This is a genomic window from Streptomyces sp. NPDC020875, assembly GCF_040641415.1.
GTDB lineage: Bacteria > Actinomycetota > Actinomycetes > Streptomycetales > Streptomycetaceae > Streptomyces.
In genome coordinates this window covers 41292-63151 of the sequence record NZ_JBFADP010000042.1, presented here as the reverse complement: position 1 = coordinate 63151, position 21860 = coordinate 41292, and the positions used below count along the sequence as shown (strand labels likewise).

19 protein-coding genes and 1 riboswitch are annotated in these 21860 nt (G+C 72.5%); of the genes, 11 read left to right on the top strand and 8 right to left on the bottom strand.

Annotation, left to right across the window (positions count from 1 at the left end; genetic code table 11):
* Window positions 1-14 precede the first annotated feature (14 nt).
* Window positions 15-1097, top strand: coding sequence for a branched-chain amino acid aminotransferase (locus AB0G74_RS23710; RefSeq protein WP_361149565.1), 1083 nt, complete (start codon window positions 15-17; stop codon window positions 1095-1097).
* 53 nt (window positions 1098-1150) lie between these two features.
* On the top strand, window positions 1151-1870 hold the full coding sequence (fabG, locus tag AB0G74_RS23705) for a 3-oxoacyl-ACP reductase FabG (RefSeq protein WP_361149562.1): 720 nt from the start codon (window positions 1151-1153) through the stop codon (window positions 1868-1870).
* A gap of 43 nt (window positions 1871-1913) precedes the next feature.
* On the opposite strand, the gene AB0G74_RS23700 is transcribed toward fabG, so the two are convergent.
* Window positions 1914-2483, bottom strand: a complete 570-nt coding sequence (locus AB0G74_RS23700) for an XRE family transcriptional regulator (RefSeq protein WP_361149559.1) — start codon at window positions 2481-2483, stop codon at window positions 1914-1916.
* Window positions 2484-2550: 67 nt separating this feature from the next.
* Between AB0G74_RS23700 and AB0G74_RS23695 the strand changes: the two genes are divergently transcribed.
* The 3 genes from AB0G74_RS23695 (at window position 2551) to AB0G74_RS23685 (ending at window position 4764) form a co-directional block, all read left to right on the top strand.
* Window positions 2551-3234, top strand: a complete 684-nt coding sequence (locus tag AB0G74_RS23695) for an AzlC family ABC transporter permease (protein WP_361149557.1) — start codon at window positions 2551-2553, stop codon at window positions 3232-3234.
* The gene (locus AB0G74_RS23690; protein WP_361149553.1) at window positions 3231-3563 is read left to right on the top strand and encodes an AzlD domain-containing protein; all 333 of its coding nucleotides are present in this window, start codon (window positions 3231-3233) and stop codon (window positions 3561-3563) included. The genes AB0G74_RS23695 and AB0G74_RS23690 overlap by 4 nt, the downstream gene beginning before the upstream one ends.
* An 823-nt stretch (window positions 3564-4386) precedes the next feature.
* The gene (locus tag AB0G74_RS23685) at window positions 4387-4764 is read left to right on the top strand and encodes a helix-turn-helix transcriptional regulator (protein WP_361149551.1); all 378 of its coding nucleotides are present in this window, start codon (window positions 4387-4389) and stop codon (window positions 4762-4764) included.
* 65 nt (window positions 4765-4829) lie between these two features.
* Here the strand turns inward: AB0G74_RS23685 and AB0G74_RS23680 are convergent, their stop codons facing one another.
* Complete coding sequence (locus tag AB0G74_RS23680) at window positions 4830-5675, bottom strand: metallophosphoesterase (RefSeq protein ID WP_361149549.1); 846 nt, start codon at window positions 5673-5675, stop codon at window positions 4830-4832.
* 355 nt (window positions 5676-6030) lie between these two features.
* Here AB0G74_RS23680 and AB0G74_RS23675 point away from each other — a divergent pair, with 355 nt between their 5' ends.
* From AB0G74_RS23675 to AB0G74_RS23665, 3 genes are all read left to right on the top strand, one after another.
* On the top strand, window positions 6031-7497 hold the full coding sequence (locus AB0G74_RS23675) for a GuaB1 family IMP dehydrogenase-related protein (RefSeq protein ID WP_361149547.1): 1467 nt from the start codon (window positions 6031-6033) through the stop codon (window positions 7495-7497).
* Window positions 7498-7782: 285 nt separating this feature from the next.
* A complete protein-coding gene (locus AB0G74_RS23670) occupies window positions 7783-8238 on the top strand; it encodes an Lrp/AsnC family transcriptional regulator (RefSeq protein ID WP_361149545.1) in 456 nt (151 codons plus the stop codon).
* Between the two features lie 537 nt (window positions 8239-8775).
* On the top strand, window positions 8776-10467 hold the full coding sequence (locus AB0G74_RS23665) for an NAD(P)/FAD-dependent oxidoreductase (RefSeq protein ID WP_361149542.1): 1692 nt from the start codon (window positions 8776-8778) through the stop codon (window positions 10465-10467).
* Window positions 10468-10536: 69 nt separating this feature from the next.
* Here AB0G74_RS23665 and AB0G74_RS23660 read toward each other — a convergent pair whose 3' ends face one another.
* A complete protein-coding gene (locus AB0G74_RS23660) occupies window positions 10537-11253 on the bottom strand; it encodes a TetR/AcrR family transcriptional regulator (protein ID WP_361149539.1) in 717 nt (238 codons plus the stop codon).
* Between the two features lie 152 nt (window positions 11254-11405).
* Between AB0G74_RS23660 and AB0G74_RS23655 the strand changes: the two genes are divergently transcribed.
* A complete protein-coding gene (locus tag AB0G74_RS23655) occupies window positions 11406-12152 on the top strand; it encodes an SDR family oxidoreductase (protein WP_361149536.1) in 747 nt (248 codons plus the stop codon).
* A gap of 115 nt (window positions 12153-12267) precedes the next feature.
* On the opposite strand, the gene AB0G74_RS23650 is transcribed toward AB0G74_RS23655, so the two are convergent.
* From AB0G74_RS23650 to AB0G74_RS23640, 3 genes are all read right to left on the bottom strand, one after another.
* The gene (locus AB0G74_RS23650) at window positions 12268-12954 is read right to left on the bottom strand and encodes a DUF5995 family protein (RefSeq protein WP_361149533.1); all 687 of its coding nucleotides are present in this window, start codon (window positions 12952-12954) and stop codon (window positions 12268-12270) included.
* Between the two features lie 71 nt (window positions 12955-13025).
* Window positions 13026-14477 carry a solute carrier family 23 protein gene (locus AB0G74_RS23645; RefSeq protein WP_361149530.1) on the bottom strand — a complete coding sequence of 484 codons (1452 nt, stop codon included), beginning with the start codon at window positions 14475-14477 and terminating at the stop codon, window positions 13026-13028.
* Between the two features lie 519 nt (window positions 14478-14996).
* Window positions 14997-16229 (bottom strand): MFS transporter, encoded by a 1233-nt coding sequence (locus AB0G74_RS23640; RefSeq protein ID WP_361149527.1) that lies wholly within the window; start codon window positions 16227-16229, stop codon window positions 14997-14999.
* 299 nt (window positions 16230-16528) lie between these two features.
* Here AB0G74_RS23640 and AB0G74_RS23635 point away from each other — a divergent pair, with 299 nt between their 5' ends.
* Window positions 16529-17695, top strand: coding sequence for an ROK family transcriptional regulator (locus tag AB0G74_RS23635; protein ID WP_361149524.1), 1167 nt, complete (start codon window positions 16529-16531; stop codon window positions 17693-17695).
* A gap of 424 nt (window positions 17696-18119) precedes the next feature.
* Here the strand turns inward: AB0G74_RS23635 and AB0G74_RS23630 are convergent, their stop codons facing one another.
* Both AB0G74_RS23630 and AB0G74_RS23625 read right to left on the bottom strand, forming a co-directional pair.
* Entirely contained in the window at window positions 18120-19232 is a 1113-nt protein-coding gene (locus AB0G74_RS23630; protein ID WP_361149603.1) for a response regulator, read from the bottom strand.
* Between the two features lie 37 nt (window positions 19233-19269).
* Window positions 19270-19521: a hypothetical protein gene (locus AB0G74_RS23625; protein ID WP_361149522.1), complete on the bottom strand. Its 252-nt coding sequence runs from the start codon at window positions 19519-19521 to the stop codon at window positions 19270-19272.
* A 347-nt stretch (window positions 19522-19868) separates the two neighbouring features.
* Between AB0G74_RS23625 and AB0G74_RS23620 the strand changes: the two genes are divergently transcribed.
* Window positions 19869-20933: a D-2-hydroxyacid dehydrogenase family protein gene (locus tag AB0G74_RS23620; protein ID WP_361149520.1), complete on the top strand. Its 1065-nt coding sequence runs from the start codon at window positions 19869-19871 to the stop codon at window positions 20931-20933.
* Window positions 20934-21589: 656 nt separating this feature from the next.
* Window positions 21590-21720, top strand: a riboswitch (FMN riboswitch).
* Window positions 21721-21860: the final 140 nt, after the last annotated feature.

The window sequence follows — 21860 nt, the reverse complement described above, 5'->3', positions numbered from 1 at the left end:
CCCGGAGCGCACCCATGACGATCACCTTCACCACCGAGCCCGCCGTCCGCAGGCCGGTCGCCGAGCGGGCGGCACTGATGGAGTCACCCGCCTTCGGCGAGGTGTTCACCGACCACATGATCAGCATCGACTGGTCCAGGGACCGGGGCTGGCACGACGCCCGGCTGCATCCCTACGGGCCGCTGGTGCTCGATCCGTCGGCCCAGGTGTTCCACTACGGCCAGGAGGTCTTCGAGGGCATGAAGGCGTACCGCCGCCCCGACGGCACGGTGGTGACCTTCCGGCCCTACGCCAACGCGGCCCGGCTGAACCGCTCGTGCGCGCGGATGGCGATGCCGCCGCTGCCCGAGGAGACCTTCGTCGAGGCCCTCGAACTGCTGGTCGGCACCGACCGCGACTGGGTCCCGGACCGGCCCGGGTGCAGTCTCTATCTGCGCCCCTTCATGATCGCCACCCAGCCCACCATCGGCTTCTACGGCCCGTCCCGCTCCTACCGGTTCATGGTGATCGCCTCACCCGCGGGCGCCTACTTCACGGCCGGGGCGAAGCCGCTCACCGTATGGCTCTCCCGGGACTACACCCGGGCGGCCCCCGGCGGCACCGGTGAGGCCAAGTGCGGCGGCAACTACGCGGGCACGCTGGCCGCGCAGGCACAGGCCGGGGAGATGGGCTGCGACCAGGTGGTCTGGCTGGACTCGGCGGAACGCCGCTGGGTGGACGAGATGGGCACCAGCAACCTCTTCTTCGTCTACGGCGACCGGCTGGTGACACCGGAGCTGTCCGGGACCCTGCTCGCCGGTGTCACCCGGGACTCGGTGCTGACGCTGATGAACCAGCTCGGCCACCGGGCCGAGGAGGGCCGGATCAGTGTCGAGCGGTGGCGCGCCGACGCCGAGTCGGGGGCACTGACCGAGGTGTTCTCCTGCGGCACCTCGTCGATGATCACCCCGGTCGGCTTCGTCCGGAGCGCGGACGGCGACTGGACGATCGGCGGCGGTACGCCGGGCCCGGTCACCCAGCGGCTGCGCGCGGAGCTGGCGGGAATCCAGGACGGTTCGCGACCGGACCCGTTCGGCTGGGTCCACAAGATCGCCTGACCGGCGTCCGCCGGGTCGGGTCCACCGAAAGCGCAGCAGGATGAGGGGAAGACATGAGCCGTTCCGTCCTCGTGACCGGCGGGAACCGGGGGATCGGTCTCGCGGTGGCGTGCGCCTTCGCGCGGGCCGGCGACAAGGTCGCGCTGACCTACCGCACCGGTGAACCGCCCAGCGCCGCGACCGACCTCGGCTGCCTCGCCGTCACCTGCGACGTCACCGACTCCGCGCAGGTGGACCGGGCGTTCAAAGAGGTGGAGGCGGCACACGGCCCGGTGGAGGTGCTGGTGGCCAATGCGGGCATCACCCGGGACCGGCTGCTGCTGCGGATGGCCGACCGCGACTTCACGGACGTGATGGAGACCAACGCGACGGGCGTCTTCCGGGTGGTCAGACGGGCAGCGGAGGAGATGGTCGACGCCCGGTGGGGGCGGATCGTACTGATCTCGTCGGCGGTCGGACTGCTGGGCGCGGCCGGGCAGACCAACTACGCGGCGTCGAAGGCGAGTCTGGTCGGCCTGGCCCGGTCCGTCGCCCGGGAGCTGGGCGCCCGGGGCGTCACCTGCAATGTGGTGGCACCGGGCCTGGTCGATACCGATATGACCCAGGGCCTCGACGCGAAGCAGCGTACGGCCGTACTGAGCCGGGTGCCCGTGGGGCGCGGCACGGAGCCCGAAGAGGTGGCGGCCGCGGTCCGGTTCCTCGCCTCCCGGGAGGCCGCCTGTATCACCGGGGCCGTCCTGCCGGTGGACGGCGGCTGGGGCATGGGCCACTGAAGCCGCCGGACGCGCGGGCGCCCCCCTCGCCCCCGCGTCCGGCTCAGTGGTGTTCCGAGACGAGCACCGCGCGGGTTCCGGGCTCCAGTGCCCGGAAGAGGTGCGGGACATCGGCCGGGTAGCTGATGTAGTCGCCCGGACCCAGCTCCACCGGTTCGTCCGCGGTGCCCACCAGGGCCAGTCCGGCGCCGATCACGACATGCTCCACGACGCCCGGCATGTGGGGGGCGGAAAGGCGCTGCGGACCCGGCTCGGCCGCGATGCTGTAGACGTCCCGCCGGGCCCCGGGCGGTGAGGCGGCCAGCAGGGTGGCCCGGTAGTCGCTCTGGGCCGAACCGATCGCGGGGCCCTCACCCGCGCGGATCACCTGGACCGGGGGGCGGGAGGCGGCCAGCAGCCGGGAGAACGGGATCTCCAGCGCCACACAGAGCGCCCACAGCGTCTCCAGGCTGGGATTCCCGGTCCCGGACTCCAGTTGCGAGAGCGTCGACTTGGCGAGCCCGGCCCGCCGGGCGACCTCACTGAGGGAGAGCCCGGACCGGATCCGCTCCGCCCGCAGGGAGGCGGCGATGACGACCAGGGGCGGCTTGAGGGAAGGATCGGTTTCGGTCACGCGCGTTCGCTCCAATGGTCAATCGTTCACCTTGACGAACACTCATCAGGTGTTCACTATAAATGCCATGCGTACGATATGGGAAACGCTCGGCAAGGGGCCGGTGCGGGACATCGCGCTCGTCTGCCTCGCCGTAGGGGTCATAGGTCTGTCGTACGGGGCCATCGCGGTCACCTCCGGCTTCCCCTGGTGGTTCCCGGTGCTCATGGGGGCGCTCGTTCTCGCGGCGTCGTCGGAGTTCCTCTTCGTCGGGATCATCGCCGCCGGTGGCAGCCCGATCGCCGCCCTCTTCGCGGGGCTGCTGGTCAACGCCCGCCATCTGCCGTTCGGGCTGGCGGTGCCCGATGTGCTCGGGCGGGGCTGGCGCGGAGCGCTCGGCACCCATCTGATGAACGACGAGACGGTCGTCTTCGCCATCGCCCAGGAGGGCCCGGCCCGCAAGCGGGCCGCGTACTGGGCCTGCGGCCTCGGCATCCTGGTCTGCTGGCCCGTCGGCGCCGCGCTCGGCGCGCTGCTGGGCAGTGTCGTCCGGGACACCGACGCCCTCGGTCTGGACGCGATGTTCCCCGCCGTGATCCTGGCCCTGATCCTGCCCTCGATGAAGGACCGGGCGCTGCGGCGGACCGCGCTCGTGGGCGCGGCGATCGCGCTGGCCCTCACCCCCTTCCTGCCGGCCGGACTGCCGGTGCTGGCCGCCCTGGCCGCGCTGCCGCTGTTCCGGACGAGGAACCCCGAAGGAGTGGCGCGATGAGTGATTCCTTTCCCCTGCTGCCCGCGCTGCTGGCGATGTCGGCCCTGGCCGCCGGGACCTTCCTGCTGCGCCTGGCCGGTCCCGCCCTGCGGGCCAAGGTCGCCTTCCCGAAGCAGGCGGAGAAGCTGCTGGAGGTCTCGGCGGTCGTGCTGCTCGCCGCCCTGACGGCCACCGCGGCACTGACCCAGGGGGAGGGTTTCGCCGGTGCGGCCCGGGCGCTCGGCGTCCTGGTCGGCGGAGTGCTCGCCTGGCGCGGGGCGCCCTTTCTCGCCGTCGTCATCGCGGCGGCCGGGACTGCGGCGCTGCTGCGGCTCATCGGCATTCCCTGATGCCGTACCATCACCCCCGGAGAGTGCCCGCCGGCACCTCTCCATGCCATCGCCCATTTCGCGATGGTGGCGCATCGCGCGAGAATTCAAGCCTCCTGGCGAATTTCAGCCGCTCATCTCAGATATTGGATCCGGCATTGCTCAATCCGGTAGTGACCGAGTAATTTAGGCGTAAGGCGACGACCTCCAGAGGTCGGCCACCCGTGTACGCATTGCTCGGCTTTTATTCGGGATGCCGTTCCATCGAGATGCTCGGGGGGAACCATCGTGGGTGGGGGAGTAGAGCCCCTTTCGTTGCTTGCGCCGCGGGGCTCCCGTCGTACAGGCCGATCGTCCAGGGTGTTCGGTCCGCCGCCCCCTCCCCGCAGTCATCCGGAATTCCTTTCCGGTATCGATGTCGGCCCCGCGCCTTAGCGGCTGCCCGAAATTTCAAGAGTGATCCGGTAGCTCGCGTAGCTCGCGGACGAAATTCCGAGCTTTCGCCGCCGCTGTATCGGGCTGCCCCGGGCGAGGTGAATCCATGGGTCGGTTCGGCACCGGGCGAGCCGACTTGGAACATACGGCCGGAGGCGGCCGGAATTCACCTGCCGCACGATGCAATTCGGCTGGCCGAGAATTGATCCGCCCGATGCGCATCCGGCTTCATATGTTTCCCGGAATTGACGACGCACCGTTCGCCACCCCCGTCCCCGCGGCCGACCGCCAGGGCGACCCGCTCTCCATGAACGCCGCGCGCCCCACCGGCGAGCCCGCATGCGCCGGCGCGCGCAGAGTCACCCCATGAGACGACCGCCCGTCAGCCAGAGGACACCGAGGAACCGGCATGCGCACCGCAGAACCCTTGACCGAGTCCCGTCAACTTGTCGCCGCCCGGCAGGCGGCCCTGATCCACCAGCACGTCTGGGACGCCGCTCTGGCCCGAGTGCCGCTGCTGTCCGAGCGGGAACTCGATGTCTTCCGGATGCTGGCGAAGGGGTCGTCGAACCGGACCATCGCGACCCACCTGGTCATCACCGAGCGCACCGCCAAGGCCCATGTCGCCCGGATCCTGGCCAAACTCGCCGTGGAGTCCCGGCTCCAGGCCGGAATCGTCGGCTTCGCCTGGGAGATCCTCACCCACAGCGTCGCGGTCCCCTGTGCCACCGACCCGACGAGATGCCATCCCCTGGGCGGTTCCCCGCCCCGCGCCGGGAACGCGTGATCCCGGCGGGCCGCCGGTCACGGGCCCCGGCGTCCGTCGCCGGGGCCCGGCGCGGCCCGGGGGAGTCACGTCTCCCGAGGGGGCAGGATCTGCCGGGCCAGTTCCGACCGCAGGCCGTACCGGCGCCACTCGCGCGGATAGCCCAGCGACACCTCCTCGAACGGGACGCCGTCGTAGACCGTGCTGCGCGGGATGTGCAGATGGCCGTAGACCACCGCCGCGACCCCGAACCGGGTGTGCCAGTCCGCCGTTCTGACCGTGCCGCACCACTGGGCGAACTCCTGGTGGATCATCACCTCCGTGGGGGTGCGCACCAGCGGCCAGTGGTTCACCAGTACCAGCGGGAGATCGCCCGCGACCTCGGTGAGCCGCCGTTCGGTCTCCTCGGCCCTGGCCGCGCACCACTCGGCCCGGCCCGGGTAGGGGTCGGGGTGGAGGAAGAACTCGTCGGTGCAGACGATCCCCGCCTCCCACGCCTTCGCCAGCGACTCCTCGACCGTGCTGGTGCCAGGGGCCAGGAACGAGTAGTCGTAAAGCAGGAAGAGGGGTGCGATCCGGACCGGACCGCCGGGGCCCCGCCAGACCGGGTACGGATCCTCCGGGGTGAGCACCCCGATCCGGCGGCACAGCTCCACCAGCGCTTGGTAGCGCTCCACGCCGCGCAGGGGGCTGGTCTCCTGCTTGACCGTCCACAGCTCGTGGTTGCCGGGGACCCAGATCACCTTGGCGAACCGTTCCGCCAGGAGGGTGAGGGCCCACTCGATGTCCGCCATGAGTTCGCCGACGTCCCCGGCCACGATCAGCCAGTCGTCGGGGGACGAGGGCTTCAGCCCCGCCACGATGTCGCGGTTCTCGTCGTAGGAAATGTGCAGATCGCTGATCGCCCGTAACGCTCCGTCGGTTCTCGCCACGTGCGTCAGCCTAGCCCGCCGCCCGTCCGGCTCTCCGTGACCGGGCCGTGACCGAATCCGGCCGGGAGTGTGCCCGGCGGATGTGTCCGGGGCCCGCCGGATCGAGCCGGGCCGGGGCCGGGGCGTCCGGGGCGGGAGCCGGGCCGCGGGCCGGTGCCGCCGTCCGCGCGGCATCGCTGATCTGTTCGGACTCGGGTAACCTTTCGACGTAAGGCAGGCCCACGGTCCTGCGCATCAGCCCCCGTAACTCCGCGGACGCCCACCGGGCGATCTGGAGGAAAGCACAGCACGGGGGTTCTTTGTTGTGTCGTTCGTGGGAGTGACCTGCTCCGTTTCGCCTGAAAATGTGAGACTTATGCGTTTTCTTGAGCCCGGTACGGGTCGGCTGACCGCCAGCCCCGCGGTCCCCTACGACCTGACCTACGACGATGTCTTCATGGTGCCGAGCCGCTCCGCCGTAGGATCCCGCCAGGGCGTGGACCTCTCGTCGAAGGACGGCACGGGCACCACCATCCCGCTGGTCGCCGCGAACATGACCGCGATCGCCGGCCGCCGGATGGCCGAGACGCTCGCCCGCCGCGGCGGTCTCACCGTGATCCCCCAGGACATTCCGATCGAGGTCGTCGCGGATGTCGTCGCCTGGGTCAAGACCCGGCACCTGGTCTTCGACACCCCGATCGTGCTCACCCCCCACCAGACCGTCGCCGACGCCCTCGCCCTGCTGCCCAAGCGGGCCCACGAGGCCGGGGTCGTGGTGGACGAGGACCACCGCCCGGTGGGCGTCGTCACCGACGCCGATCTGCTCGGTGTCGACCGCTTCACCCAGCTCTCCGAGGTGATGTCGCGGGATCTGGTGCTGCTGGCCGCGGACATAGACCCGCGGGAGGCGTTCACCAAGCTCGACAACGCCAACCGCCGCTACAGCCCGGCCGTGGACGAGGACGGCCGTCTCGTCGGCATCCTCACCCGCAAGGGCGCCCTGCGCGCCACGCTCTACACCCCCGCCGTGGACGCCGCGGGCAGGCTGCGGGTCGCCGCCGCCGTCGGTATCAACGGAGATGTGGCGGGCAAGGCGAAGCAGCTGCTCGACGCGGGTGTGGACACCCTGGTCGTGGACACCGCCCACGGCCACCAGGAGAGCATGATCGCGGCGGTCCGCGCGGTCCGTTCCCTCGACCCGAAGGTCCCCGTCGTCGCGGGCAACATCGTCGCCGCCGAGGGCGTACGGGATCTGATCGAGGCGGGCGCCGACATCATCAAGGTCGGTGTGGGTCCGGGCGCCATGTGCACCACCCGGATGATGACCGGCGTCGGCCGGCCGCAGTTCTCCGCGGTCCTGGAGTGTGCCGCCGAGGCGAAGAAGTACGGCAAGCACGTGTGGGCCGACGGCGGCGTGCGGCACCCGCGCGATGTGGCGATGGCGCTGGCCGCCGGGGCGTCGAATGTGATGGTCGGCTCCTGGTTCGCCGGGACGTACGAGTCCCCCGGCGACCTTCAGCACACCGCCGACGGGCGGCCGTACAAGGAGTCCTTCGGGATGGCGTCGGCGCGCGCCGTCCGCAACCGGACCAGCGATGAGTCCGCGTACGACCGGGCCCGCAAGGCGCTTTTCGAGGAGGGCATCTCCACCTCGCGGATGTTCCTCGACCCGGCCCGGCCGGGCGTCGAGGACCTGGTCGACTCGATCATCGCGGGTGTCCGTTCCTCCTGCACCTACGCGGGTGCCGGGTCGCTGGAGGAGTTCGCCGAGCGGGCGATCGTCGGTGTCCAGAGCGCCGCGGGGTACGCCGAGGGCAAGCCGCTGCACGCCAGCTGGAGCTGACGCCCGGTCACGGCCCGGCCGCCCGGTCCTCCGGGTGGCCGGGCCGCGGTCCCGGCGCCCGGCACCCCCGTGGCCCGGCGCCGGGCCGTCTCCGTACGGACCGTACGGACCCGCCCGGCACGGCCCGCGCGGCCCGTTCCGGGTGCGCGGCGCGACCGGCGCGTCCGTGCCGGGACGCCCGTGGCCCGGCGGTGTGTTCTACTGCGTTCCAACCGGGGCGACGGCGCCGTGCCGCCCGCGCCGCCCGGGACGACCGGCCCACCGAAGAAGAGTGACCCACCCTCCGTGCGACTCAACGACCTCGACGAACGCATCGTCCACGCCCTGGCCGAGGACGCCCGCCGCTCCTACGCCGATATCGGCGCCCTCGTCGGTCTCTCCGCCCCCGCCGTGAAACGCCGGGTCGACCGGCTCCGCGACACGGGCGCCATCACCGGCTTCACCGTACGGGTGGATCCCGCCGCCCTCGGCTGGGAGACGGAGGGGTACATCGAGCTGTACTGCCGCAGCAATACGTCCCCGGAGGCCATCGAACGGGGCCTGGAACGGTATCCCGAGGTCGCGTCGGCCTCCACCGTCACCGGCGAGGCCGATGCCATCGTCCAGGTCTTCGCCGCCGATATGCGCCACTTCGAACGGGTGCTGGAGCGGATCGCGGGGGAGCCCTTCGTCGAGCGCACCAAGTCGGTGCTGGTGCTCTCCCCGCTGCTGCGCCGCTACTCCTCGGGACCGCCCGCCTGACGGGCCCGCCCGGGCGGCTCGTGGCGGGACCCGGGGACCGGCGGCCCCTCGCGCCGGTCGCCCGGGTGGTGGTGACGGGACGGACGGGACAACCGGAGCACGGCGGTTCCTTTCGCGGTCGGTGCGCCGGGCCGGGGCGGCCCCGGCGGTACGTCCCCGACCCTCCCGCCCGACCCCGCCGCGCCGCATCGGCCCCGAGTCGGCACCCGGCCTCCCCCGTGCGGCGTAGCCCGTACCGGTTCCGGTCCGTCCCCGGCCGTACGGCACCCCGCGCCACCTGCGGCGACGCCACGCACAACGAATCGACGCCTGGGGCCCGGGAGACGCAATGAATCGTCCGCCGGGGCGCAACGGACGCGCCTTGTCCCGGATGACGGCGAAACCGTAGGTTTCTGGGAGGCCCGGCGTACGGGCTCCACCACCCCCGTCGCCCGGATCCCGCCCCGCCGAATCCCGCCCCGGACCCCCGGAACTTCCGAGGTGCCACCGCCCGGTGCGCCGGTCGCCTTTCGTTGTCCTTGCTAGGAGTTCGACCCCATGACGTCCACGGTGCCCACCGCCGTCCAGCACACCGACGCGCAGCCGCCGATCACCATGTTCGGGCCGGACTTCCCCTACGCCTACGACGACTTCCTGGCCCATCCCGCCGGGCTCGGGCAGATCCCGGCGACCGAGCACGGGACCGAGGTCGCGGTGATCGGCGGCGGACTCTCCGGCCTGATCACCGCCTACGAGCTGATGAAGATGGGGCTCAAGCCCGTCCTCTACGAGGCCGACCGGATCGGCGGACGGCTGCGGACGGTCGGCTTCGACGGCGGCGATCCCGGGCTGACCGCCGAGATGGGCGCCATGCGCTTCCCGCCGTCCTCGACGGCCCTCCAGCACTACATCGACCTGGTCGGGCTCACCACCAGGCCGTTCCCCAATCCGCTGGCGCCCTCGACCCCGTCGACCGTGGTCGACCTCAAGGGCGAGTCCCACTACGCCGAGACCATCGCCGACCTCCCGCAGGTCTACCGGGACGTCATGGACGCCTGGAACGCCTGTCTGGAGGAGGGCGCCGACTTCACCGAGATGAACCGGGCGATGCGGGAGCGCGACGTGCCCCGGATCCGGGAGATCTGGGCCCGGCTGGTGGAGCGGCTGGACAACCAGACCTTCTACGGCTTCCTCTGCGCCTCCGAGGCGTTCCGCTCCTTCCGGCACCGGGAGATCTTCGGCCAGGTCGGCTTCGGCACGGGCGGCTGGGACACCGACTTCCCCAACTCCATCCTGGAGATCCTCCGGGTCGTCTACTCCGAGGCCGACGACCACCACCGCGGCATCGTCGAGGGCAGCCAGCAGCTTCCGCTGCGGCTCTGGGAGCGCGCCCCGGGGAAGATCGTCCACTGGCCGCAGGGCACGTCGCTGGCGTCGCTGCACGAGGGCGGCCACCGGCCCGCCGTGACCCGGCTGCACCGGACCGCGGGCAACCGGATCACCGTCACGGACGCCGCCGGGGACATCCGTACCTACCGCGCGGCGGTCTTCACCGCCCAGTCCTGGATGCTGCTGTCCAAGATCGCCTGTGACGACGCGCTCTTCCCGATCGACCACTGGACCGCGATCGAGCGCACCCACTACATGGAGTCCTCGAAGCTGTTCGTCCCGGTCGACCGGCCGTTCTGGCTGGACAAGAACCCGGTGACCGGGCGGGACACCATGTCGATGACGCTCACCGACCGGATGACCCGGGGTACGTATCTGCTGGACGACGGTCCGGACCGGCCCGCCGTGATCTGCCTCTCGTACACCTGGTGCGACGACAGCCTGAAGTGGCTGCCGCTGTCGGCGAACGAGCGGATGGAGGTGATGCTGAAGTCCCTCGGCGAGATCTACCCCGATGTCGACATCCGCGCCCACATCACCGGCAACCCGGTCACCGTCTCCTGGGAGAACGAGCCCTACTTCATGGGCGCGTTCAAGGCCAATCTGCCCGGTCACTACCGCTATCAGCGGCGGCTCTTCACCCACTTCATGCAGGACCGGCTGCCCGCGGACATGCAGGGCATCTTCCTCGCGGGCGACGACATCTCCTGGACGGCGGGATGGGCCGAGGGCGCCGTACAGACCGCCCTCAACGCCGTTTGGGGCGTGATGCGGCACTTCGGCGGCGCGACGGACCCCTCCAATCCCGGTCCCGGCGACCTCTACGACGAGATCGCGCCCGTGGAACTGCCGGAGGACTGAGCGCCGGTCCGGCCGGAGGCCCCGGCCGCCCGGCCGCCCGGCTGCCCGTCAGGGGCCGGTCCCGTCCGGTCAGCCGGTCCGGTCGGTGGACGCGGCGGTCCCGGAGCCGGCGGTTCCGGGACCGGCTGCCGGTCGCCCCGCCCCGTACGGATCCGGAGCGGCGGGGCCGTCCGGGACGTCCGGGACCGCGCCGCCCGTCACGGTCTCCCACGCGGCGATCGCCTGTTCGGCGACCCGGGCCACCTCCTCGTATCCGGCCCCGTCCCTGGCCTGGACGGACATTCCCTGGATGACGGCGGTGTAGAAGCGGGCAGCGGTCACGGTGTCCGCGTCCGGCGGCAGTTCCCCGTCCCTCACGCCCCGTTCCAGCCGCTCCCGCAACTGGTCGATGCCCGCGGCCCTGACCTCCGCCAGACACCGCCGGGCCGCCTCGTCGGTGGTGTTCACGGCCGCCAGGACGATCATGCAGCCGGTCGGCCGGCCGTCGCCGGTGTACGCGCGGGCGTTCCACCGGAGCACGGCGGCGACCGCCTCGTACGCCGTCGGCTCCTCGGTCAGCGCGCGGTCGATCGGCGCGCCCTCGGTGGCCGCGTACAGCTCCACCGCCTCCCGGAACAGGGCCTCCTTGGAACCGAAGGCGGAATAGAGACTGGGGGAGTTGATCCCCATGGCGGCGGTGAGTTCGGTCAGCGACGCGGCCTCGTACCCCCGGCGCCAGAACGTCTCCATCGCCCGGGTCAGGGCCACGCTCCGGTCGAAACTCCTGGGGCGTCCACGTCCCGCCATACCGGTCCCTCCTCGTTTCTCACGGCGACCGCCGGGGCGGTGAGAACGCCCCCGGATCATTCTGTGTCGCTCGATAAAAATATACCTTGACGCGCTTCCCCGGGGCGTGATCGTATTTCTGTGTCATTCGATACGGAAATGGGGGCGCAGTCATGGGCGCACTGCTGGGCAAGGCGGCTCTGGTGACCGGTGGCAGCCGGGGGATCGGGGCGGCCGTCGTCCGCCGACTGGCGGGCGAGGGGGCGGACGTCGCGTTCACCTATGTCTCGCCCACCAGCGCCGAGAAGGCGAAGGCGCTGGTCGCCGAGGTGGAGGCGGGTGGCCGCCGGGCGGTCGCGATCGAGGCCGACGCGGCCGACGGTACGGCGGTGACGGCGGCGGTCGACCGGACGGCGGCGGAGCTGGGGCGGCTGGACGTCCTGGTCAACAATGCCGGGGTGTTCCCGTACGGGCCCGTGGAGGACGTCACCGCCGAGGAACTGGACCGGGTACTCGCCATCCACGCCAAGGCGCCGTTCGTTGCGGCCCGGGCGGCGCTCCGGCATCTGCCGAGGGGCGGCCGGATCATCACCATCGGAAGCAATCTCTCCGACCGGGCCGTCCTGGCGAATGCCGTGCTCTACACCATGAGCAAGTCGGCCGTGACCGGGCTGACCCGGGCGCTGGCGCGCGAGGTCGGGCCGCGCGGCATCACGGTCAACGCCGTCAACCCCGGCCCGACGGCCACCGACATGAACCCGGCGGACGCCGAGGGCGCCGAGGAGATCCTGGCCGGAACACTGCTCGGCAGCTTTCTCGACCCGGACGACGTGGCCGCGACCGTCGCCCATCTCGCGGGACCGGGCGGACGGCTGATCACGGGCACGGCGATCACCGTCGACGCGGGCGTCAACGCCTGACCGGCCCCCGCGCGGTCCGGCGCTTGCGCGTTCCGGCCCCGTCGTCCGGGACCGGGCGCGGTGTCCGGCCGCCGGGGCGTTTCCCGGCCTGCCGGGCGCCCCGCCCGGGGCCCGGTCAGCGCCAGGGGGTCAGCAGACAGCGGCCGACCAGCCCGACCCCGGTATCGAGGCGCTCGGTGAACTCCTCCGTCAGCCCGGGGAGTTCCCGTACGCCCCAGAGCAGCCGGGCCGCCGACCAGGCCGCGTCCCGGGCCCGGTCCAGACTCCAGGCCCCCACCAGATGGGTCAGCGGATCGGCCACCTCCAGCAGATCGGGGCCGGGCATCAGCTCCTCCCGGATCCGCTCCTCCAGTACCACCAGCACCTCCCCGACCTGGTCGAACTCGTTCTCCAGCTCGGGCGGGGCACAGTCCAGCGCCCGGCAGGTGTCGACCACCGCCAGCGCCAGATCGTGCCCGATATGGGCATTGATCCCGGCCAGGGCGAACTGGAGCGGCCGTACGCCGGGATGGCGCCGGTACTGGAACAGCGGCCGCCAGCAGGCCGGTGGCCGCCCGCCGGACTCGGCCCGTCCCACCGCCGACAGATACCGCTCGGCGAAGAGCACGTCGAGGACGGTCGCCGCCCGGCGGTCCGGGAACTCGCCCCGGTCGATCCGCCGGGCGATGTCCTCGGTGACCGCGAGATAGACACGGTTGAAGACGGCCACGCCGTCACGGGCGGGCCAGCGGGCGCCGAGCGCCCGCATCCGGTCGGCCACGTCCGCCACGCCGACCGCTGCGCTTTCCTCGATCCGGACCATGGGGGCAGGGTCCCAGCCGGGCCCCCGCCCCGGGCCGGATCGCCGGGGGCGTCCCCGGAACGGACCAAGGGTCAGCCCTTGGCGGGTCCTTGGCCGGGTCCCGTGGTGCCCGCGGAACCGGAGCCGGAGTCCGGGTCGCTGTCGGCGCCGGTGTCGGTGTCGTACCGGGACGTGCCCTCGTCCAGCAGTGGTTCCTGGGTCTTCAGATGGGCCGGGGCGAAGGCCCGCAGTACGTGGTAGCCGGTGATGACGACGATGGTGCCGAGGGCGATCCCGCCCAGCTCGAAGTCGTCGGTGACCTTCAGCGACACCCCGCCGACCCCGATGATGATGCCCGCAGCGGCCGGGACCAGGTTCAGCGGATTGCTCAGATCCACCTTGGCGTTGATCCAGATCTGGGCGCCCAGCAGACCGATCATGCCGTAGAGGATCACGGTGATCCCGCCCAGCACCCCGCCCGGGATCGCCGCCACGACCGCGCCGAACTTGGGGCAGAGCCCGAAGAGCAGGGCGAAGACGGCGGCGGCCCAGTAGGCGGCCGTGGAGTAGACCCGGGTCGCCGCCATGACGCCGATGTTCTCGGAGTACGTGGTGTTCGGCGGGCCGCCCACGGCGGTGGAGAGCATCGACGCCGCGCCGTCGGCCGCGATCGCGGTGCCCAGCTTGTCGTCCAGCGGGTCCCCGGTCATCTCGCCCACGGCCTTGACGTGCCCGGCGTTCTCCGCGACGAGCGCGATCACCACCGGCAGCGCGATCAGGATCGCCGACCATTCGAACGAGGGCGCGTGGAATGACGGCAGCCCGACCCAGGCGGCGTCGCCGACCCCGGAGAGATCGAGCCGCCAGTGGTCCACGGCCTCGCCGCCGCCCAGCGGGGAGTGGATCCGGCCGAAGGTCCGGTCGAGCACCCAGGAGAGGCCGTAGCCGAAGACCAGCCCGAGGAAGATGGCGATCCGGGAGAAGAAGCCGCGCAGACAGACCACGGCGAGGCCGGTGAAGAGCATCACCAGCAGCGCCGTCCACTGGTCCTGCGGCCAGTAGGTGCTGGCGGTCACCGGCGCCAGGTTGAAGCCGATCAGCATGACCACGGCACCGGTGACGATCGGCGGCATCGCGGCATGGATGATCCGGGCGCCGAACCGGCGGACCGCCAGTCCGGAGAGGAACAGCGCCACGCCGACCACGAAGACCGCTCCGGTGACGGTGGCGCTGTCGCCGCCGCCCGCCCGGATGGCCGCGGCGACGCCGACGAACGACAGCGAGCAGCCCAGATAGCTGGGGACCCGGCCGCGGGTCGCCAGCAGGAAGATCATGGTGGCGACACCGGACATCATGATCGCGAGATTGGGGTCGAGCCCCATCAATACCGGAGCTACGAAGGACGCCCCGAACATCGCGACCACGTGCTGGGCGCCGAGCCCCGCGGTCCGCGGCCAGGAGAGCCGTTCGTCGGGGCGGACGACGGCACCCGGAGCGGGGGTCCGCCCGTCGCCGTGCAGGGTCCAACGCACGCCGAGGTTCACCGGGCGGCTCCACTTCTCACAGGGTTCGGTCCGAGGGGACCGGAGCACGCGGCCGGGACGGTCGTCCCGGGGTGACGGCCCGGCCGATCGGTACGCGGTCGCGGCCGATCGGCGCCATGGTAGTGGCACTTTTCGGCCGTTCGGCGCACGGGCGCGAACCAGGCGGCCCGCCGGGGTCGCCGCCCGGCCACCGGCCGCCGCCCGGGAACGACCGAGGGCGCTTCCCCGAGGCCGGTGCCCGAGGAGCCGTACGCGTCACCCGGACCGGACCCGGTCCCGTACGGCCGCGATCCCGGGTCCTGCTCCCGGTCGAGGGCCCGGCCGTATGGACGGTGGCTGGCCGAAAACCCCCGTACGGAAGAGACGGCGAGCCACGGGGAGAGGGGGGAAGGGCCCCGGACGGACGGGTGGCAGTGGGCCCGTCCGGGGCCGGATCGAGGAGCGGCGCCCAGGGGAGAGTGCCACCGGATGCCGTGCGCGGCCGCTTCGTACCGCCGCACGCCGATGACCAAGAGACGACTACCCGCGTGGTTCCCGGGCCGTGAGATCCGCCGGGGAGTGCTCGGCACTGCCGCCCGCCACCCTCTCCCGGCCCGCCGAACGGAGCACACCGGCCCCGAGGACCAGCCCGAACGCCAGCACCGTCACCAGGCCGAAGGAGACCACCAGACTCGTCACATCCGCGATTCCGCCGATCGCCGACGGCGCGATGAGGCTGGAGGTGTAGGTGATGGTGGCGACACCCGCGATGGCCTGGGCGGGCCGCGGGCCGCTGCGCCCGGCCGCCGCGAAGGCCAGCGGGACGACCACCGCGATCCCGAGCCCGATCAGACCGAAGCCCACCAGCGCCGTCGCGGGATGCGGGGCCAGCACCACGAGCGCCCCGCCGACGGTCGCCACCACTCCGCCGGTCCGTACCGTACGCACCGCCCCGAACCGGTCCACGATCCGGTCGCCCGCCAGCCGGGCCACCGCCATGGTCAGGGCGAAGGCCGTGGTGGACGCGGCGGCCAGCGCGGGGGAGGTGTCGAGAACGTCCCGCAGATAGACCGCCGACCAGTCGAGGCTGGCGCCCTCGGCGAAGACGGCGCAGAACCCTATCGCCCCGATCACCACCGCCGACTTCGGCGGGATCGCGAAACGCGGCGGCGGCTCCTCGTCCGGACTGCTGCGGACGTCGAGGACCCCCCGGACGGCCAGCACCCCGAGGACGGTGAGGATCGCGGCGGCCAGCGCGTGATGGATCCGCGCGTCGGTGTCCAGATGCGCGGCGAGCGTGCCGCCCGCCGAACCGATCAGGGCTCCGACGCTCCACATTCCATGCAGCCCGGACATGATGGACCGGTCCATCCGGTGCTCGACCTCGACGCCCACCGCGTTCATCACCACGTCCGAGGTGCCGGACGTGGCCCCGTAGACGAAGAGGGCGGCGCAGAGAACCCACAGATCGGGCGCGAGCGACGGCAGCGTCAGCGCGAGCGTCCACAGCGCGAGCAGCCAGCGCAGGGCCGTCCGCGCGCCCAGCCGATGGCTGATCGCCCCGGCGAGCGGCATGGCGAGCGACGCGCCGATCGCGGGGAAGGCGAGGGCGAGCCCGAGCTGTCCGGCGCTGACCCCGGTGTGATCCGTGATCCAGGGGATCCGGGTGGCGAAGCTGCCGGCCACCGCCCCGTGCACACAGAACACCGCGGCGAGGGCGAACCGCGCCCGCCGCAGTTTCCCCGGGTCGAGAACCTTCGCGCCCGACGCCATACGTCCACCCCTCCCGGTGATTCGGAGGCCGCGCCTCCGCGACCTCCCGTAAACTATCAGGAAGCCTGCCTGATAATTAACCGCCTGTCATCTTGTTTTTCCCGACGCCCTTCCGGGTGCTCGTCCAGGTGCTCCTCCCGGGGGCCGTCCGGACGGCTCGCCGGACCGGCCGAGTCCGGTACGCCGACCCCGGTCCTCAAGGTCCCGGATTCCCGGGTTCCCGGGCCTTTCTCCCGTACGCCTCCCTCTCTCCGTGACCCTTCGGCCGGACACGGAAACCGATCTGGAAGGATTCCGACATGGCCGCATCCCCGAGCACCGCCCGGGTCATCAACGACCGCCTCGCCCTGGGACTCCTCCAGCGCGAAGGCCCACTGACGGCAGGTGAGCTGAAGGTTCTGACCGGCCTTTCGAGGCCGACCGTCGCCGATCTGGTCGAACGTCTCCAGGATTCGGGGCTGATCCGGATCGTCGGCGAGACCGGTGCCCGGCGCCGAGGCCCCAACGCGCGGGTCTACGGAATCGTGGCCGACCGCGCCCATCTGGCCGCCCTCGACGTCCGGACCGACGGGGTGACCCTGGTCGTCGCCGACCTCCTCGGGGCGACCATCGCCGAGGCGTCCCTGCCGATCACCCGGGACGCCCGGACCGGCCCCGCCGTCGAGCGGGTGGCGGCGCTGCTGGAGGACACGGCCCGGGACGCCGGGGCCACCCGGCTGCACACGGTCGCCGTCGGCGTCCCCGGGCTGATCGACCCCGGTACCGGCGAACTCCGCGGCTCGGCGCTGCCCGGCTGGCACCGCAGCGTCGCCGGTGAACTCCAGCAGCGGCTCTCCGCGCGGATCGTGCTGGAGAACGAGACCAACCTCGCCGCGGTCGCCGAGCAGCGCTCCGGATCCGCCCGCGACCGGGACACCTTCGCCTTCCTCTGGCTCGGCCGCAGTGTGGGCGCGGCCCTCTTCCTCGACGGCAGGCTCCGCCGGGGGGTCTCCGGCGGAGCGGGCGAGATCGGCTTCCTGCCGGTGCCCGGTACCGGCGGGCTGCCGTCGGCCTCCGGCTGCGCGGGCGGATTCCACTCGCTGGCCGGTTCGGCGGCGATCGGCGAACTCGCCGCCGAGCACGGGCTCAAGTCGCCCGACGCGTCGCAGCCCACCGCGTCGGCGGTCGTCGCCGAGGCCGTCACGGCCGGGGCCGACGGCTTCCTGGACGCCCTCGCCGAGCGGGTCGCGGTCGGCGCCGCGGCCGTCACCTCGATCGTCGACCCCGGATGCGTCGTACTCGGCGGCGAGATCGGCCTGGCGGGCGGCGCGGACCTGGCGGCCAGGGTCGCCACCCGGCTGGCCGCCCTCAACCCGCTGCCCACGGAGGTCCGCCCCGGCGAACTCGGCGGCCCGGCCGTCCTCCGCGGCGCCCTCCTCACCGCCCGCGACGACGCCCAGGAAGCCCTCTTCGCCCCGGACGCGTAGCCCCCGGCTGCGGGGGCCCGGCCCTGGCCGGTGGAGCCGTGTCCGGCGGGGTGTGACGGGGTGTCGGAGCCTTACGGGCATGACCGGTACGGCTCCGGGTACCCGCAGGGTGGAGCCGTGCGGACGGCCCGGCCCGGGTTCTGGGACGGATCGGTGGGCCGGGGTCCGCACGGCGCGGCACGCGCCCCGCGGACCTCCGGTGGCTGGTCACGCGATTCCGCCCCCTATGCCTTCGGCGATGGGGGGACCCCCAGCGCCTTGGCCCTCCACGGCGTCGCCCGAAGACCCGGGTCTCGCCCGGCGACCTGGCGTTGTCGGCGGTCTGCGGGCCGCCGGTGGCTTGTCGCGCAGTTCCCCGCGCCCCTAAAAGCCTCTCCCCGGCACCGTCCCCGGGACGGCTTGCCCGTCCCGGGGCCCCTTTCGCTCAGCGCGCGGCGTCCCCGTGCCGCTCCAGGTAGATGCCCGTGAAGACCGCCACCTTCGCCCGCAGCACCCACGGGTCGAACGGCTTCCCGATGTAGTCCACCGCACCCGCCGCGTAGCCCCGGGCCGAGTGCTCGGGGTCGGCGCCCATCGCGGTCAGGAAGATGATCGGTACGTTGCTGCTCCGGCCGCGCCGCTTGATGTGCGCCGCTGTCTCGTAGCCGTCCATCAGCGGCATCTGGACATCCATGATGATCACCGCGAAGTCGTCGTGGTCGAGGAGCGCCTTCAGCGCGTCCCGCCCCGACGAGACCGCCACCAGCTCCTGGTCCAGCGTCGACAGCACCGCCTTCATGGCCATCAGATTGTCCTTCTGGTCGTCGACGATCAGCACCTTCGGCAGGCTTCGCGCGACCGGCCCCGCCGTCGGGACCAGCGGCGGGAGACCGTCGCCGCGCTGGACCTTCTCCATGGCTTCCAGCTGCCGCTCCAGCAGCCCGCACCGCTGCTCGGCCCGGTCCCGCTGGAGCCGGGTCGCGGTCAGTTCCTCCGCCAGCCGCCCCACCTGGGCCTGGAGGGTGTCCCGTTCCCGTAAGAGGTCCGATACGTCGGGGGCCGCCTCGGCCAGCCGGTCGGCCCGCTCGCGCTCGGCGCTCCGGTCCGCCTCCAGCTCACTGATCCGTACCTCCAGATCGGCGATCTGGTGCTGACGGTCCAGCAGGGCCTCGCCCAGCACGTCACCGCGGACGGTCGAGCGGCGCGAGATCCGGTCGGCGTCGGCCAGTTGCCGCTCCAGCACCTCCACCGCCTGTCCCGGTGAGGGGGCCGAGGTCGCCAGTGCCTCCCGGTGGAGTCGGCGTACCAGCTCCACCGTCTGCGGAGTGACCGCCGTGCCCCGGTGCTCGGCGAGATCCGTGAAGAGGTCCATCACCACCTCCCACGGCGGCACCCGGGTCCCGTTGAGATAGCGGGAGAGCGTGCCGGGGTCCCGCAGCCGCCGTGCCGCGTACCGCCGTACGGAGACGCCCAGCGCCCGGAACAGCCCGCGCAACTCTTGGGCGAGCGCGCGGGCCTGCGGAGTCAGCCCCGGGCCCAGCGCCTTCAGCTCGGTCACGCCCCGCACCCCTTCGGCCGCCACCCCGTTCACTCCCTCAGCCACGGCCCTCGCCTCCGGCCCCGGCGCCCGCCGCGTCCGTGCCGCCGGACGTGCCGCCGGACCGCTCGGCCGGTCCGACCAGCCGGTCGAAGAACGGCACCGCGAGGCCCGCGGCGGCGAGTCCGCACAGCACGCTGCGCGCCGTGCCCTCGCCCGCGACCCCGGCGAGGACCCCCGCCCCCACCCCGGCGAGTACCGCGAGCAACAGCACGAGGGTGGCTCTCAACGACAGCAGCGGGCGCTCCATGGCGTCCCTTCCTTCCTACGACGCCCCACCGGACGCGGCGGGGCCGGGCCCCTCCGGACGGCTGCCGGAAGGTGAGCCACAGCATGGGGCGCGGCCGGGGTGTTGCGCGGCCGGAGCCCGGTGAATGGCAACGACACGACCGCCGGGCGTTTGCCGCCCCGGACCGTGCAACACCGCGTCGTCGCAGGTCCGGTGGGGTTCGACGGGTCCGGGGCCGGGCCGCGGGTCCTGGTGTTGCCGTGCAACGCGCCCGCCGTCGCCCGACAACGGCCGAACTCGGTTGTGCGCCGGGGGCGCGTGGACGTGCATTACGCTCCGGTCGATCGGCGACCGAGGAGGCTGACGGGATGACGGAACCGGCGAGAGCGGCGGAAACGCGGGAGACGGCGGAAACGGTGGAAACGGCGCGGGTTACGGGCGCGGCGGACGCGGGCGAGTCCGCCGGGCGGAACGGGACCCTGAGGTGTGCCGTACTCGACGACTATCAGGACGTGGCCCGGTCGCTCGCCGACTGGGACCGGCTCGGCGACCGGGTCGAGACCCGGTTCCTGCGCGATCCGCTGCCCACCCATGACGCGGTCGTCTCGGCCGTCGGCGACTGCGAGATCGTCGTGATCATGCGGGAGCGCACCCCCTTCCCGGCCGAACTCATCGCCCGGCTGCCCCGGCTCCGGCTGCTGATCACCTCCGGGATGCGCAACGCGGCGATCGATCTGGCCGCGGCCGCCCGGCACGGGGTCACCGTCTGCGGTACCGCCAGCAACCCCGAGCCGCCCGCCGAACTGACCTGGGCCCTGATCCTCGGACTCGCCCGGGGCGTCGCCGTGGAGAACGCCGCCCTGCGCTCCGGCGGCCCCTGGCAGCAGACCCTCGGCGCCGATCTGCACGGCCGCAGGCTCGGGGTCCTCGGCCTCGGCAAGATCGGGACCAGGGTCGCCCGGGTCGGTGCCGCGTTCGGGATGGAGGTCGCCGCCTGGAGCCGGAACCTCGACCCGGAGCGCGCGGCGGCCGAGGGCGTGATCCCGGCCGCGTCCAAGGAAGAACTGCTGGAGACCAGCGACTTCGTCACCGTCCATCTGGTGCTCGGCGACCGCACCCGGGGTCTCGTCGGGGAGCCCGAACTGAGGCGGATGCGCCGTACCGCCTTCCTCGTCAACACCTCCCGGGCGGGCATCGTCGACCAGGAAGCGCTGCTGCGGGCCCTGCGCGAGGGCTGGATCGCGGGCGCGGGCGCGGACGTCTTCGCCACCGAACCGCTGGCGGCGGACGACCCGTGGCGTACGGCCCCGAACTTCCTCGGGCTGCCGCACCTCGGCTATGTGACCCGGCGCAATTACGAGGGCTATTTCGGCCAGGCGGTGGAGGACGTCGAGGCGTTCCTGGCGGGGCGTCCGGTCCGGGTCCTGGGCTGACTCGGGGGCGGCGCGCGAGGGCACGCCGGGACGCCCGGCGGCGGCAAGGGCCGGGACTCCGCCGCCGGGCGTCCGCACCCCGCGCGCGTGTGAGTGCGGAGTGGCGCCGACACTAAAAGGACTAGACCACTGCGTCAATAGCCCATCCCGGCCGTTCCTCGCGACGCGGGCCGCCCGGCCGCCTGATCTTGTCGACGGTCCGCCCCACCGTCGTGTTTGTTCGCGCAGTTCCGTCCCCTATGCCTCCGGCATGGGGGACCCCCAGCGCCACCCGGGTTGTTTTCTTCCCTGCCCTCGCAGAGAGGCGGCCCCCCTTTCAGGGGCCGTGCCGGGGAGAGCATTTAGGGGCGCGGGGAACTGCGCGACCAGCCACAGGCGGGCCGCGGACCGCGAACAAACATCAGGTCGCTGGGCGAGACCCGGGTTTGGGGCGGTGCCCAGGAGAGCCGAGGCGCCGGGGGTCCCCCCATTGCCGAAGGCGTAGGGGGCGGAACTGCGCGACCAGCCACGACGGTGGGGCGGGCCGCGAACGACATCGGGTCGCCGGGCGCAACCCGGCTTCCAAGAGAGGGCTCGCGCCGCCTGTGAGTCAGGCCACAGCGAATCCTCCATTCGGCCCATAGCGCCCCATGGCACACTGGGGCCTGTATCAGCAGCAGCGCACTCCGGGGTCGGTGCAATTCCGAGCCGGCGGTTAAAGTCCGCGACCCGGCCACCTCCAGTGGTCGGTTGACCAGGTGAAACTCCTGGACCGACGGTGAAAGTCCGGATGGGAGGCAGTGCGCGGCGGGCGGTCCTTCGGGGCCCGTCGGCCGTACGGAGCTGATCGCCGCCCTGCTTCTGGGCCGGTGGTCGTCCGTCCACGGCCCGGCGCGGCCGTTTTCACGACAGGACCGCGCGTCCTTCTGTCGTCATCGACAGGCCCCG

Bases quoted from the DNA above. Each gene is read 5' to 3' on its own strand.
- AB0G74_RS23625 (WP_361149522.1), bottom strand. From the start codon at position 19,521: ATGGAGCGCCCGCTGCTGTCGTTGAGAGCCACCCTCGTGCTGTTGCTC.
- AB0G74_RS23620 (WP_361149520.1), top strand. From the start codon at position 19,869: ATGACGGAACCGGCGAGAGCGGCGGAAACGCGGGAGACGGCGGAAACG.
- AB0G74_RS23690 (WP_361149553.1), top strand. From the start codon at position 3,231: ATGAGTGATTCCTTTCCCCTGCTGCCCGCGCTGCTGGCGATGTCGGCC.
- AB0G74_RS23675 (WP_361149547.1), top strand. From the start codon at position 6,031: ATGCGTTTTCTTGAGCCCGGTACGGGTCGGCTGACCGCCAGCCCCGCG.
- AB0G74_RS23665 (WP_361149542.1), top strand. From the start codon at position 8,776: ATGACGTCCACGGTGCCCACCGCCGTCCAGCACACCGACGCGCAGCCG.
- fabG (WP_361149562.1), top strand. From the start codon at position 1,151: ATGAGCCGTTCCGTCCTCGTGACCGGCGGGAACCGGGGGATCGGTCTC.
- AB0G74_RS23655 (WP_361149536.1), top strand. From the start codon at position 11,406: ATGGGCGCACTGCTGGGCAAGGCGGCTCTGGTGACCGGTGGCAGCCGG.
- AB0G74_RS23635 (WP_361149524.1), top strand. From the start codon at position 16,529: ATGGCCGCATCCCCGAGCACCGCCCGGGTCATCAACGACCGCCTCGCC.
- AB0G74_RS23640 (WP_361149527.1), bottom strand. From the start codon at position 16,229: ATGGCGTCGGGCGCGAAGGTTCTCGACCCGGGGAAACTGCGGCGGGCG.
- AB0G74_RS23685 (WP_361149551.1), top strand. From the start codon at position 4,387: ATGCGCACCGCAGAACCCTTGACCGAGTCCCGTCAACTTGTCGCCGCC.
- AB0G74_RS23695 (WP_361149557.1), top strand. From the start codon at position 2,551: ATGCGTACGATATGGGAAACGCTCGGCAAGGGGCCGGTGCGGGACATC.
- AB0G74_RS23650 (WP_361149533.1), bottom strand. From the start codon at position 12,954: ATGGTCCGGATCGAGGAAAGCGCAGCGGTCGGCGTGGCGGACGTGGCC.
- AB0G74_RS23660 (WP_361149539.1), bottom strand. From the start codon at position 11,253: ATGGCGGGACGTGGACGCCCCAGGAGTTTCGACCGGAGCGTGGCCCTG.
- AB0G74_RS23710 (WP_361149565.1), top strand. From the start codon at position 15: ATGACGATCACCTTCACCACCGAGCCCGCCGTCCGCAGGCCGGTCGCC.